The organism is Mesorhizobium sp. M8A.F.Ca.ET.208.01.1.1, from assembly GCF_004791315.1.
In the GTDB taxonomy this organism is placed as follows: domain Bacteria; phylum Pseudomonadota; class Alphaproteobacteria; order Rhizobiales; family Rhizobiaceae; genus Mesorhizobium.
The window spans coordinates 954,189-966,741 of the sequence record NZ_SRUT01000002.1; the positions used below are offsets into that span (position 1 = coordinate 954,189).

At 63.6% G+C, this 12,553-nt stretch carries 11 protein-coding genes; 4 read left to right on the forward strand and 7 right to left on the reverse strand.

Going from position 1 to position 12,553, the window contains the following annotated elements; all coding sequences use genetic code 11:
* The 3 genes from EN851_RS15205 to EN851_RS15215 all read right to left on the reverse strand — a co-directional run bounded on the left by EN851_RS15205 (position 1) and on the right by EN851_RS15215 (position 2,830).
* Positions 1-735 (reverse strand): L,D-transpeptidase, encoded by a 735-nt coding sequence (locus tag EN851_RS15205; RefSeq protein ID WP_135929524.1) that lies wholly within the window; start codon positions 733-735, stop codon positions 1-3.
* A 218-nt stretch (positions 736-953) separates the two neighbouring features.
* Positions 954-2,387, reverse strand: a complete 1,434-nt coding sequence (gene pyk / locus EN851_RS15210; protein ID WP_135882164.1) for a pyruvate kinase — start codon at positions 2,385-2,387, stop codon at positions 954-956.
* Positions 2,384-2,830, reverse strand: a complete 447-nt coding sequence (locus EN851_RS15215; protein WP_245464385.1) for a DUF1036 domain-containing protein — start codon at positions 2,828-2,830, stop codon at positions 2,384-2,386. Before EN851_RS15215 ends, pyk begins: the two co-directional genes overlap by 4 nt.
* 287 nt (positions 2,831-3,117) lie before the next feature.
* Here EN851_RS15215 and EN851_RS15220 point away from each other — a divergent pair, with 287 nt between their 5' ends.
* The 3 genes from EN851_RS15220 to EN851_RS15230 all read left to right on the forward strand — a co-directional run bounded on the left by EN851_RS15220 (position 3,118) and on the right by EN851_RS15230 (position 5,515).
* Positions 3,118-3,915, forward strand: coding sequence for an N-formylglutamate amidohydrolase (locus EN851_RS15220; protein WP_127278623.1), 798 nt, complete (start codon positions 3,118-3,120; stop codon positions 3,913-3,915).
* An 11-nt stretch (positions 3,916-3,926) separates the two neighbouring features.
* The gene (locus EN851_RS15225) at positions 3,927-4,235 is read left to right on the forward strand and encodes a DUF1244 domain-containing protein (RefSeq protein WP_135929525.1); all 309 of its coding nucleotides are present in this window, start codon (positions 3,927-3,929) and stop codon (positions 4,233-4,235) included.
* 98 nt (positions 4,236-4,333) lie between these two features.
* The gene (locus EN851_RS15230) at positions 4,334-5,515 is read left to right on the forward strand and encodes an MFS transporter (protein WP_135929526.1); all 1,182 of its coding nucleotides are present in this window, start codon (positions 4,334-4,336) and stop codon (positions 5,513-5,515) included.
* Here EN851_RS15230 and EN851_RS15235 read toward each other — a convergent pair.
* The gene (locus EN851_RS15235; protein WP_127872108.1) at positions 5,473-6,387 is read right to left on the reverse strand and encodes a LysR family transcriptional regulator; all 915 of its coding nucleotides are present in this window, start codon (positions 6,385-6,387) and stop codon (positions 5,473-5,475) included. The genes EN851_RS15230 and EN851_RS15235 overlap by 43 nt on opposite strands.
* 95 nt (positions 6,388-6,482) lie before the next feature.
* Between EN851_RS15235 and EN851_RS15240 the strand changes: the two genes are divergently transcribed.
* Positions 6,483-7,442, forward strand: a complete 960-nt coding sequence (locus tag EN851_RS15240) for an SDR family oxidoreductase (protein WP_135929527.1) — start codon at positions 6,483-6,485, stop codon at positions 7,440-7,442.
* Between the two features lie 50 nt (positions 7,443-7,492).
* On the opposite strand, the gene EN851_RS15245 is transcribed toward EN851_RS15240, so the two are convergent.
* The 3 genes from EN851_RS15245 to EN851_RS15255 form a co-directional block, all read right to left on the reverse strand.
* Positions 7,493-7,651 carry a DUF3309 family protein gene (locus EN851_RS15245; protein ID WP_127278628.1) on the reverse strand — a complete coding sequence of 53 codons (159 nt, stop codon included), beginning with the start codon at positions 7,649-7,651 and terminating at the stop codon, positions 7,493-7,495.
* A 120-nt stretch (positions 7,652-7,771) separates the two neighbouring features.
* Positions 7,772-10,942: an efflux RND transporter permease subunit gene (locus tag EN851_RS15250; protein ID WP_135863168.1), complete on the reverse strand. Its 3,171-nt coding sequence runs from the start codon at positions 10,940-10,942 to the stop codon at positions 7,772-7,774.
* A 78-nt stretch (positions 10,943-11,020) separates the two neighbouring features.
* Entirely contained in the window at positions 11,021-12,193 is a 1,173-nt protein-coding gene (locus EN851_RS15255; RefSeq protein ID WP_135929528.1) for an efflux RND transporter periplasmic adaptor subunit, read from the reverse strand.
* Positions 12,194-12,553 lie beyond the last annotated feature (360 nt).

Consider the following 12,553-nt stretch of genomic DNA (forward strand, 5'->3'; position numbering starts at 1 on the left):
CTAGATAACCAGCAGCGGCGTCTTGCCGGGAACCCGATCGTAGAGGTCCATGACGTCCTGATTGAACATGCGCACGCAGCCGGATGACGCGGATTTGCCGATCGATTTCCAATCCGGCGATCCATGGATCCGGTAGAGCGTATCGACGCCGTCCTTGAAGATGTAGAGCGCACGCGACCCGAGCGGGTTGCTGATGCCGGGCTGCATGCCCTGGCGCCATTTTTCCAGCTTCGGATCCCTGCGGATCATCGCCGAAGGCGGCGTCCAGGTCGGCCATTTTCGTTTCCACTGGACGATCGCGCGGCCCTTCCAGGAATAGCCCTGGCGCCCCAGTCCGACGCCGTAGCGCATGGCCTTGCCGTCCTCGAGCACCCAGTAAAGGTGCTTGTCGGTCGTATTGACCACGATCGTGCCGGGTTTTTCGCCTGTCGGATCGTCGACGATCTGCCTCAGGAACCGCCCGTCGACCTTGGCGAACGGGATTGCCGGCAGCGCATGGCCGCCGTCTTCAACCGCGCTGTACATGCCCGCATAGTCGGGCGACGCCGGGCTTACGGTTTCAGGCGCGGCAGCTTCGATGGGCGCCTTTTCCGGTGCCGGTTCGAGCGGAACCGGGGCAGGCGTGCTCGCCAGGCTGATCGATTGCCTGGGCAGTTGGGCACAGGCGGAGATGGTCGAAACGCCAATAAGCGAAAGCCCGGTCAGAAGGGACCGGCGTGAAACGGCAAATGACATTCAATATACTTTCAAGCGAAGGGAAATTCAGGCGGTTGCGAAGCGGCTGTTAACGCCGCCTCACAGCGTCTTGTAGAGTGGATCGCGGCGGCCCTGTGTCGAGACAAGGGCGGCGATGATTGTCCAGGCTTTTGTTGCACTGCGGCCACAGTAGGCTCTGCGCCAATGCATGTCGCCCAAAAGTGACCTCGGTTCGCGCGGTGTTCCCTCGAGAAGGCTTACCGTCCGGCTGTTTCCGATCCGACATAGGCGATGCGCAGCATGTTGGTCGATCCTGGCGTCCTGAGCGGCACCCCAGCGGTGATGATGACGCGGTCGCCCGGCTTGCCGAATTCCTCTTCCAGTGCAATGCGGCAGGCGCGGTTGACCATGTCGTCGAGATCGGTGGCGTCTGGCGAGACCACGCAATGCGTGCCCCATAAAAGTGACAGGCGCCGCGCCGTATTGAGGATCGGCGACAGCGCGATGATCGGCACTTGCGGGCGCTCGCGCGCGGCGCGCAGGCCGGTGGTGCCTGATGCCGTGTAGGTGACGATCGCCGACAGTTTCAGCGTTTCGGCGATTTCGCGGGCGGCCAGCGAAATGGCGTCGGCGCCGGTCGCTTCCGGCTCGGAGCGCTGCGCGTTGATGATGCCGGCATAGGTCGGGTCGGTTTCGACCTTGGCGGCGATGCGGTTCATCATGGCAACCGCCTCGACCGGATAAGCGCCCGCCGCCGATTCCGCCGACAGCATGATGGCGTCGGCGCCTTCGAAGACGGCGATCGAAACGTCGGAGACCTCGGCGCGGGTCGGCACCGGGGCGGTGATCATCGATTCCAGCATCTGCGTGGCGATCACCACCGGCTTGCCGGCACGGCGCGCGGCGCGCGTGATCTGCTTCTGGATGCCGGGCACCGCTTCCAACGGCATTTCGACACCGAGATCGCCGCGGGCAACCATCAGCGCATCCGACAGTTCGATGATCTCGGCCAGTCGGGCGACAGCCTGCGGCTTTTCGATCTTGGCCATGATCAGCGCCCGGCCGCGCGCGATCTTGCGCGCTTCGGCCAGATCCTCCGGCCGCTGCACGAAGGACAGCGCGACCCAGTCGACGCCGGTCGCCAGCACCGCGTCGAGGTCCTTGCGGTCCTTCTCGGTCAGCGCGCCCACCGGCAGATCGGTGTCGGGCAGGCTGACGCCCTTCTTGTCGGAAATCGTGGTGCCGGCAATGACGGTGCACACGATCGACTTGCCGTCGCTCTTCACCGCTTTCAGCTCGAGCTTGCCGTCGTCGATCAGGAGTCGATGGCCAGCCTCGACCGAACTCAGGATTTCGGGATGCGGCAGGTAAACCCTGGTCGAGGTACCGGGCTCGGGATTGTCGTCGAGCGTGAAGGTCTGGCCCAGCGTCAGCACTTCCTTGCCGTTGGCGAACTTGCCGACGCGCAGCTTCGGACCTTGCAGGTCGGCCAGGATACCGATCGGCCGGCCGACTTTTTCCTCGACGGACCGGATGCGTGCGACCAGCGTGCGCATCAGCTCATGATCGGTATGGCTCATATTGATGCGGAAAACATCCGCACCGGCTTCGAACAGCTTCTGCAGCATCTCCTCGGACGAGGAGGCCGGACCGATTGTGGCTAGGATCTTGACCTTGCGGCTACGTCTCATTGACTGTTCGTTCCCGGGGCGGCTGGGGCGCCTCCCGTTGCGGGCTCATCGGTGAGCTGGACCATCCAGCTTGCCTGCTCGCCCGTGTCATATTCCTGGAATCCAGCGCGCTGGAAGCCCCGGGCGACGCAGTCGCTTACGCCCGCGATCTTGAACTCTTTTTCAGCCACGCACATGTTGATCGGGCCGTCCCAGCGTCCACCGCGCTCGGCGTCTTCTGCATAAAGATAATAAAACCTTGATGACAGCGGCCCTTCGATCAACGTCTTGCAGCTCGATCCTTCGATGTGCCACCAGCCCTCGGTGATCCAGCCGGCCTTGGCACGATAGCCGATGCCGACACCGACCAGGTTCTGCGTGGCGTTGCAGACGCGGAAATCGGCGTGCGCCGGCGAGGCCATGACCATTGCCGACACGCCACCGGTCAGGATCAGGAGCGGCATCGCAAAGCCGGAGCGCATGCGCTGCCTGCCGGCGGAACCCATTCCAAAACCCCTCAAGAACCACATCAGCATCTCTCTGCGCCCCTTTTCGGAAAAGTCCGGGCGCATGTCAACGCGCCGTTTTGTCCAATTCCAATCGATTTAGGAAGGCTCCCGGCGCACGATCCGTCGCCCCTTGCCAGATTTCCCGGGAAACCTTGGCCAAACAACGGCATTGCGCACGCGTCGTCTTCGTGGAATGACGATAGCATCCTCCCCAAAAGCCAGCGAACGACCATTTTCCGCCAATGACCCGATCCACAGTTTTCGCGCCCTTCGACATCGTCGAGGGCGACCGCAAGCGAAGCATCGTGCTGCTGGCTGATCATGCCCGCCGCGACCTGCCCGAGGAGTATGGCAGCCTGGGGCTGCCGTCGGCCGAATTCGACCGCCATATCGCTTATGACATCGGCGTCGAAGCGGTGACGCGCGAACTGGCCGCCTTGCTTGGCGTGCCGGCACTTATCGCCAATTTCTCGCGGCTCTTGATCGATCCCAATCGCGGTGAGGACGACCCGACGCTCATTCGCCAGCTTTATGACGGCACGATCGTGCCGGGAAACTATCCGATGGCGCCGGAAGAACGCGAGAGGCGTCTCGACCGCTTCTACCGGCCCTACCACGACGCGGTCGGCGCCATGATCGCTTCGGTCGTTCAGGCCTCCGGGCAGGCGCCCTTCATCTTTTCGGTGCATTCCTTCACGCCGGTCATGCAGGGCATCAAACGCCCCTGGCATGTCGGCATCCTCTGGGACAAGGACGACCGGGTGGCGCGGCCGCTGATCGACATGCTGGCCGAGGACAAAAACCTCATCGTTGGCGACAACGAACCGTATGACGGCGCTCTGCGCGGCGACACCATGTTCAAGCATGCCATCGTCAATGGATATGCCCACGCGCTGCTCGAAATCCGCCAGGACCTGATAGCGGACCAGCAGGGCGCCCTCGCCTGGGCCCAACGGCTGGCGCCGATCGTTGACGCCATCGACCACCGTCCCGATATACATGCGGTAAAGATGTTCGGCTCGCGCACCGGGCCGCTATGACGGAGGTTTCGATGACCGAACTCACCGACGAGCAGAAGCGCGACTTCGAGGCCGCCGCCTTTCGCCGGCTGGTGAGGCATTTGCGCGAACGCAGCGACGTGCAAAACATCGACCTGATGAACCTCGCCGGCTTCTGCCGCAACTGCCTGTCGAATTGGTATCGCGAGGCAGCGGAAGCCAAGGGCGTCAACCTCGGCAAGGATCAGTCGCGCGAAATCGTCTACGGCATGCCCTATGCCGAGTGGCAAGCGCTCAACCAGACAGAGGCTTCGGACACCAAGAAGGCCGAATTCGAAGCCCGGCGTCCCAAGGATCACTGAGGCCGTTTGGCCCAAATGCTTTCTCGAAAGTGCGCTTGACTGAAAATTGAATCGATCTAATTTGCCGCGCAAAGCCATTTTCTGACCGGAATCGCCCTATGAACGCGCCGAACGCCATGCAGACTGCCATTCGCGGCCGCTGGGCCGTGGCGGCCATTTTCCTCGCCAATGGCTTCCTGACCGGCAGCTGGGCGCCGCAGATTCCGGTGTTCCTGACGCGGCTGGATATCTCGAAATTCACGCTCGGCCTGCTGATCCTTTTGTTCGGCGCCGGCGCGGTCACCGCCATGACATGGTGCGGCCACCTGATCTCCAAACATGGCTCGCGCACCGTGCTGCGCTGGTTCGGTCTCTGCGGCAGCCTCGGCCTTCTGATCGTGGCACTGGCGCCCGACGTGCCGCTGGCGGCCGTCGCCATGTTCATCTTCGGCGGCTCGATCGGCGGCATGGATGTGGCCATGAATGCCAATGCTGTGGTGGTGGAACGGCGGCTGGGGCGCGCCATCATGTCCTCCTCGCACGGCTTCTGGAGCCTCGGCGGTTTCGCCGGCGGCGCCCTTGGCGGCTTTGCCATCCAGACTTATGGCCACCTCGCCCATGCTTCGGTGGTGACCGCGCTTGCCTTCGCGGCAATCGCGGCGGCGGTGCCCCATATCGTGGCCGAAAACAGACCGCAGGCGACCGAGCATCATAAATTCGCTTTGCCGGCAAACCCATTGGTCTACCTGATCGGCCTGATGGCCCTACTGACGATGATTTCCGAGGGCGCGGTGCTCGACTGGGCGGCCCTGTATCTGCGGCAGGAACTCGGCGCCGACCTCGCCGTCGCCGGCTTTGCCTACGCCGCCTTCTCCGGCGTCATGGCGATCATGCGCTTTTTCGGCGATGGCGTCCGCAACCGCTTCGGCGCGGTGATGACACTGCGCGGCTCGGCCATCGTCGCGGCCGCCGGCATGCTGATCGCCGGCCTGTCACCCTCGCCCTGGCTCGCCATATCAGCTTTCGCGCTGTGCGGCTTCGGCATCGCCAACATGGTGCCGATCATCTTTTCGGCCGGCGGCAACCAGGAAGGCATGTCGTCGGGCACCGGCATGAGCGTCGTCACCACCATGGGGTATTCCGGCATTCTGGTGGCGCCGTCGGCGATCGGCTTCGTCGCCGAACATTCCAGCTTCGGCCCGATCTTCATCGCCATGTCGGCTCTGCTGATCGTCGTTCTTCTGATGGCCGGATTGGCTCACCGCGCCGAATTCGCTCCGGATGCCGCGCCCGCCGAATAGCGTTTCAGTTCCTCGTGGAGAAAATCCGCCACCCGGCGGATACGCACGCTGCCGCGCACGTCGCGATGCATGGCCAGCCATACCGGCAGGGCAGGCAATGGCAGGCCTGGCAACAGCTTTTCCACCAGCGGATCGCGGTCTGCCAACGGCTCCTGGCCAAGGCCAATGCCGTTTCCCGCCCGCACGGCTTCCCAGAGCACGACCTGATTGTCCGCCCTGAAACGAAAACTGTTTCGGGTGACCGGGGCGCCATACTGGGAAAAGGCTCGGATCATCTCGTCGCTGCGATCGAAGCCGATCAGCGCGTGATCGACGAGATCGGCAGGCTCCAGCGGGCGCCCGTGCCTCTCCAGATAGCAGATGGCCGCGCAGGCGCAGAGCGCGATATCGCAGACCTTGCGTGCCACCAGTTCGTTCTGCGCCGGCTTGACCATGCGAATGGCAATGTCGGCATCCCGGCGCAGCAGGTTCTCGACCTGGTTCGAGGCAACGATCTCGACCTCGATGCCGGGTTCCTCGATGCCGAGCCGTGCCATCATGCCGGGCAACACATAGGCGGCCACCACTTCGCTGGCGGCGATCCGCACCGTGCCTTCGATCGCCTCGACCGAACCCAGCGCCAGTAATGAGAAAGCGCTTGCCTGTTCGCTTACGGCCTTGCCGCGTTCGAACAGTGTGCTGCCGGCTTCCGTCAGTTCATAGCCGCGTCGTCCGCGCCGGAACAAGGTGACGCCCAGCGCCTGCTCGAGCTCGCCGATGTGACGACCAAGCGTCGGTTGGCTGGCCGAGAGCTTGCGTGCTGCGGCCGACAGGCTGCCGGTTTCCGCCACGGTGACGAAACTCTTGATCAGGTTCCAATCGATGTCATCCATCCATTTATGAATATCAAAACCCCATTCCTAGTCAATTTTCATTCGCAGATGAGGCAAGCATATTCGAGCTGCAAACACCAAAACGGAGACCTGAAATGACCAAGATCGCAATCCACGGAGCCAATGGCCGGCTCGGCCGCGTCGTTGCCAAAGCCTTCATCGACGCCGGCTTCGACGTCCGCACCGTCACTCGCACCGGCAAGGTGCCGGCAGAGCTCGCAGGCGCCACCGCGGTTGCTGGCGATGCGCTGGACCGTCAATCGCTGATCCGGGCCACCGAGGGCGTCGACATCATCTTCAACGGCCTGAACCCGATCTACACCGACTGGGGCAAGTGCCTGCCGATGGCCGAAAATGTCATGGCCGCCTGCCATGCGAATGGCACGGTGCATCTCTTCCCCGGCACGGTCTACAATTACGGCTCGCCCATGCCGGCGGTGATCACCGAAGACACCCCCTTCCACCCGACCACTGAAAAAGGCCGCATTCGCTGCGCCATGGAGGATTTGTTCCGTCGTGAGGCCGAGGCGGGCCGCGTGCGCACCATCCTTCTGCGCGCCGGCGATTTTTTCGGCGGTACCGGCAGCGGCTCCTGGTTCGACCTGGTCGTTGCCGCCAAGATCAACAAGGGCATCTACACAGCGCCCGGTCCGGCCGACCTTGTGCATGAATGGGCCTATCTGCCGGACTTCGCGGTCGGCTTCGTCGCGCTGGCCAGCAATCTCGACAAGCTCGGCTTCTATGAGGCGCTGAATTTTCCAGGCCACGCCATCACCGATCTCGAGATCAAAGCCGCCGCCGAGAAAGCCATTGGCCGCCAGTTGAAGATGACGGCGATGCCCTGGTGGGTGCTGCGCGCCGGCAGTCCGTTCGTGGCGATGTGGCGTGAGATCGTCTCGATGTCCTATCTGCGCTTCGAACCCCACCAATTGGTCTCGACGCGGCTGGAAAGCATCATCGGCGAGGTCCCGCATACACCGCTCGATCAAGCGGTCGCCGAGGCCCTTGAGGATATCGGGATCGCTACGGTGAATAGCGCCGCGGAAGCTGCCTGAGGCTCGTCGCGGCCAAGCCGCCAGCGGCTGTCGATGGACGAAACGGCCGCTCAGATCCGCCCCACCAACAGCAACACAAGGACGACCACAAGCACCACGCCGAGAACGCCCGACGGGCCATATCCCCAGGAGCGCGAGTGGGGCCAGGCCGGAACCGCACCGATCAGGACAAGGATCAGGACGATGATGAGGATGGTGCTGATCGGCATGGCAAATTCCCCGCTCTGCGTTGTGCTTCCAAGACAATGCTTGGCATTGACCCTTGGGGGAAAATGCAAAAGGCCGCCCGGTTGTTCCAGGCGGCCTTTGCCGTTCATTGGGAAGTCTGCCTATTCCGCAGCTTTCGGGAAGGCGATCGCCGGCACGTCGTCTGCTGCCGGCGTGTCCGACGAGATCTCGCCCTTGCCACGCCGGAACAGGCGGCCGAACCAACCGCGCCGCTCGCCGGGCTTGATCTTGGCACGCGTGAACACCATCAGCATCGACGGCGTCACCACCAGGGTCAGGATGGTGGCGAAGGACAGGCCGAAGACGATCGCCGAGGACAGCGAAATCCACCATTGCGTCGACGGCGCGTTGATCGTCGTCTCGTGATGGAAGATTTCGAGCCCGAGCCCGAAGGCGATCGGCAGCACGCCGAGAATGGCCGACACCGCCGTCAGCACCACCGGGCGGGCACGCTCGCGGCAGGTCTGCAGCACCGCGTCCATCTTGTCCCAGCCTTCCTCGCGCAGCCGGTCATAGGTGTCGATCAGCACGATGTTGTTGTTCACCACCACGCCGGCCAGCGCGATGACGCCGATGCCCGACATGACGATGCCGAACGTCTCGCCTGTTATCAGCAGTCCGAGGAACACGCCGATCGTCGCCATGACCACGCAGGACAGCACCAGCCAGACGCTGGTGAACTTGTTGAACTGCGCCAGCAGCACCAGGAAGATCAGGAAGATCGCGGCACCGAAGGCCTTGCTGAGGAAGGCGCTGGCCTCCGCGCTGTCCTCGTTGGAGCCGGCCAGCTTCCAGCGTATGCCGCTGCCAAGATTCATGTCGGTGACGGCCTGGGTGACCTCCTGCTGCACGGCGGCGACCTGAGCGCCGGCGGCAACGTTGGCTTGCACCACCACGGTGCGGGCGCCGTCGATGCGGTTGAGGATGCCGACGCTCGGCTTTGCCTTGCGGACGACGAAGTTCGAGATCGGCACCGACCCTTGAGAGGTTTGCACCCTGAGCTCGTCGAGCGTCGACAGCGTGCGCCGGTCCTCCGGCAAGCGCAGGCGGATGTCGACAGCCTTGTCGGCGCCGGCGGGCCGGTATTCCGAAAGCTTCAGGCCGTTGGTGACGAGCTGCACCACCGTCCCGACCGAGGTCGGGCTGATGCCATACTGGGCTGCCTTGGCCCGGTCGACATCGAGTGCCCAGTCGACGCCAGGCGGCGGCAAGCCATCGGAAATGTCGATGACACCGCGCACCTTGGCGATGCGCGCGGCGACAGCGCGCGCCTTCTCGTCGAGCCCCTTGGGATCGATGGCCGAGAGCCTGATCTGGATCGGCTTGCCGGTCGGCGGGCCTGCTTCCGGCACCCGAACCTCGACATCGACGCCGGGAATGCCGGCCATGACGCCACGCAGGTCGTTCAGAATATCGTTGGCCGATTTGCGCTCGCGCCAATCGATGAATTCGTACTGGATGACGCCGACGACGTCTTCGGGCACGTCCTGGCCACCGCCGTCGGATTTGCCGACGCGTGTATAGACCGACTTCACGCCCGGCCAGCCGAGCAGCCGGTTTTCGGCAATCTTGGTCGCGGTATCCATTTCGGCCAGCGAAAGGTTGCCGCGGGCATGCACATAGAGCAGGCCGTAATCGGGTTCGACGCTCGGGAAGAACTCGACGCCGGCACCGTACTTCGAATAACCGACGAAGATGCCGGCCAGCAAGACGACGGTGAGCACCATCACGGTGATGGGGAAGCGCACCGCCTGCTTGACGACAGCCATGTACCAGCCATCGCGATTGCCATCCTCGTGATGCTGCGGCGCCTTGGCGAAGATCGCACCCAGCGTCGGCGCGAAGACCAGTGCATAGAGCATCGATGCCGACAGCGTGACGATCAGCGTGATCGGCATGTACTTCATGAAATCGCCAATGATCCCCGGCCAGAACAGCAGCGGCGAGAAGGCGGCGATGCGGGTCATCGTTGCCGCGATGACCGGACCGGCCATGCGCTTGGCGGCGAGCGCGAAGGCTTCCTGCTTCGGCATGCCCTCGCTCATCCGTCGCTCGGCGAACTCGGTGACGATGATGGCGTCGTCGACCAGCATGCCGACCGCCAGGATCAGGCTGAACAGCACGATCATGTTGATCGTGTAGCCCATCATGGCGAGCAGCAGGATGCCGATCAGGAACGATGACGGGATGGCGAGGCCAATGAGCAGCGAGGCTCGACCGGACAGCGCGTAGAGGATGACGATGAACACCAGGATCACCGCGATCATCACGTGGTTCTGCAGATCGCCGAGCAACTGGTTGACGAAGACCGACTTGTCCTGCGTGTAGGTGACGTGCATGCCTTCGGGCATGGTCTTGACGAAGGTGTCGGACACCTCCCTGACCTTGGTCAGCGTGTCGATCAGATTGGCGCCGATGCGCTTCTTGACCTCGATGGCGATGGCCGGCTTGCCGTTGAGGCGCGTGATCGTCGTGGCATCGGCGAAGGTCGAGCGGATGGTCGCGATGTCCTTGGCCTGAACCACGGCATTGGGACCGGCGACCACGGGAAGTGCCGCCACATCCTCGGGCGTCTCGATCAGCGACGGCACCTTGACGGCGTATTTACCCTGCGAGCCCTCGATGTTGCCGGCGGCGACCAGGCTGTTGGACGCGCCGACAGCGCCGATCAATTGTTCGAGTTGCAAGCCGTAGGAAGACAGCTTCATCGGATCGATGACGACTTCGACCAGATCGTCGCGGGAGCCTTGCAGCGAGCCTTCGAGGACGCCGGGCACTTCCTCGATACGGTCGCGCAGTTCGCGCGCCGCGGCCGCCAGCACGCGTTCGGGCAATTCGCCAGACAGCGTTACGACGAGCACAGGGAATTCGGAAATGTTGACCTCGGTGACGACGGGCTCCTCGGCCGCCTGCGGCAGGTCGGCCTTGCCGTCCTGAACCTTGGAGCGCGTATCCTGCAGCGCCGTCGCCAGGTTGGTCTGCGGCTGGAACTCGACCAGCACATAGCCGCCGCCCTGGAAAGCGGCCGAGCGCATCTCCTTGAGGCCTTTCAGGCTCTTCAGCTTGCTTTCCATCGGCCGCAGCAGAAGGCGCTCGGAATCTTCAGGCGAAATGCCTTGATAGATCAGGCTGACATACATCATCGGAATCGGAACGTCGGGCTCCGCTTCCTTCGGCGTCGACTGATAGGCGACCCAGCCTGCAATCAGCAGGAAGACCAGGACCGAGATGGTCAGGCGGGCATTGTTGATTGCGAGTCTGACGATATCCATGACTTATGCCTGCTGTTGGCTTCGGGAGTGGCGAACGGACACGCTGTCGCCGGGCAAGGCCCGGCGCCGGCGCCGGCACTACTGCGTCCCGGCGGTGGCATCGCCGATCAGCTTGTTGATAGTCGCCTGGTCGGCCTCGACGGGCTTAACCTCATCGCCTTCCTTCACCAGTTCCTGGCCGGCGACGATGATGCGCGCATCCGCCAGGATGCCGCCAAGCACGAGACCGGTCGGCGTGTCGTCGACCAGGTCGATCGGGAAGAACGCCACCTTGTTGTCCTTGCCCACGGCGCGGATGCCGAGGTCGCCCTTGTCGCCCAGCGTCACCACCGAGCGCGGCAAAAGCACGGCGTCGGTCGGCAACCCGCTGAGCTGGATTTCCGCCGTCATGCCGGCCGGCACCGAGCCATCGGCATTGGGGATGGCGATCTCGACGCGGAAGGTGCGGGTCGCCGACGAGGCGTCGCGGCTGATATAGCGCACGGTGCCTTCGACGGTCTGGCCGCTGACCAGCCGAACGCTGGCCTTGTCACCGATCTTGAGATAGCCGAGGTCGCGCTCGCTGATCTCGCCGCGCGCGATCACCGGATCGAGCTTGAGGATGGTGGCCACCTCGCCGCCCTGCATGACGGAGCTGCCCAGTTCCACCGGCACCCGGTCGATGACGCCGTCAAACGGAGCCTTCACTTCGTTGCGGTCGAGCTCGGCCTGCGCGGTGTCCAGCTGGGATTGCGCCTGGGTCAAATTGGAGCGGGCGGTGTCGAGCTGCAGCTTCGGCAAATTACCTGTCTTGGCCAGCCGCTCGGCCGCATCGAGCTCGGCCCTGCGCTGCGCCACGAGCTGCTTGGCATTGTCGACCATCGAGATCTTTTCCTCGGCGGCGAGCATCAGCACCAGATCGCCGGTCTTGACGTGATCGCCTTGCTTGACAGGCAGCTTGTCGATGACGCCGGCAACGCGGGTTGCCAGTACCGCGCGCTTGTCGGCCTCGGTCAGCCCGGAAATGCGGATGGCGCGCGCATAGGTCTTGCGCGGCGGTGTCACCACCGCGACGGTGCGCAGCGTGGCCTTGGGTTCGGCTTCCGCCGTCTTCGGCTTGCTCGCGTCCGGCGCCTTGCCCTCGACCTCGGCTGCCTTGGCCTTGTTGGCCGCTACGCTGCCAACCGATGAGAACTCGCCTGTCGCCATCCACGCCGCGAAACCGATGAGCACAACAATGGCTGCAAGCTTGTGAAACCTGATTTTAGGCATCGTCATTTTTCCACTGCGGGTTCGGCCAGCACCGCGTCTTATGATGCGGGCGCGTCGCCGATATGGGTGCGCGCCTGACCGGGTTCAAATTGCCGTGATCGGCGAGCGCGCTTCTACATCAAAGTTGCACCGCAATATAGTCCGAAAGTTGCAGCAGCATTGCGTAGCCGCACAAGCTGTGGCCGCCATGAAACGGTTCTTCGTGACTTGCCAGTCTACTTGCCGAAGCGGCCCGCCGGCTCACGATCCGGCCTGAAACGCAGGCGACGGGCGACCAGCCCTGATCGCCATGGCCGTCTCCGGCATAGAGCCGCGATCCGCTTCGCTTCGCTGATTGAAGTGCAGGCACGAACCGACAAT

What these genes read in the sequence shown, in the direction of transcription:
- EN851_RS15245 (WP_127278628.1), bottom strand. Translation starts at nt 7,651, where the DNA reads ATGCCGATCAGCACCATCCTCATCATCGTCCTGATCCTTGTCCTGATC.
- EN851_RS15250 (WP_135863168.1), bottom strand. Translation starts at nt 10,942, where the DNA reads ATGGATATCGTCAGACTCGCAATCAACAATGCCCGCCTGACCATCTCG.
- EN851_RS15255 (WP_135929528.1), bottom strand. Translation starts at nt 12,193, where the DNA reads ATGCCTAAAATCAGGTTTCACAAGCTTGCAGCCATTGTTGTGCTCATC.
- EN851_RS15220 (WP_127278623.1), top strand. Translation starts at nt 3,118, where the DNA reads ATGACCCGATCCACAGTTTTCGCGCCCTTCGACATCGTCGAGGGCGAC.
- EN851_RS15240 (WP_135929527.1), top strand. Translation starts at nt 6,483, where the DNA reads ATGACCAAGATCGCAATCCACGGAGCCAATGGCCGGCTCGGCCGCGTC.
- EN851_RS15215 (WP_245464385.1), bottom strand. Translation starts at nt 2,830, where the DNA reads ATGCCGCTCCTGATCCTGACCGGTGGCGTGTCGGCAATGGTCATGGCC.
- EN851_RS15225 (WP_135929525.1), top strand. Translation starts at nt 3,927, where the DNA reads ATGACCGAACTCACCGACGAGCAGAAGCGCGACTTCGAGGCCGCCGCC.
- EN851_RS15205 (WP_135929524.1), bottom strand. Translation starts at nt 735, where the DNA reads ATGTCATTTGCCGTTTCACGCCGGTCCCTTCTGACCGGGCTTTCGCTT.
- pyk (WP_135882164.1), bottom strand. Translation starts at nt 2,387, where the DNA reads ATGAGACGTAGCCGCAAGGTCAAGATCCTAGCCACAATCGGTCCGGCC.
- EN851_RS15235 (WP_127872108.1), bottom strand. Translation starts at nt 6,387, where the DNA reads ATGGATGACATCGATTGGAACCTGATCAAGAGTTTCGTCACCGTGGCG.
- EN851_RS15230 (WP_135929526.1), top strand. Translation starts at nt 4,334, where the DNA reads ATGAACGCGCCGAACGCCATGCAGACTGCCATTCGCGGCCGCTGGGCC.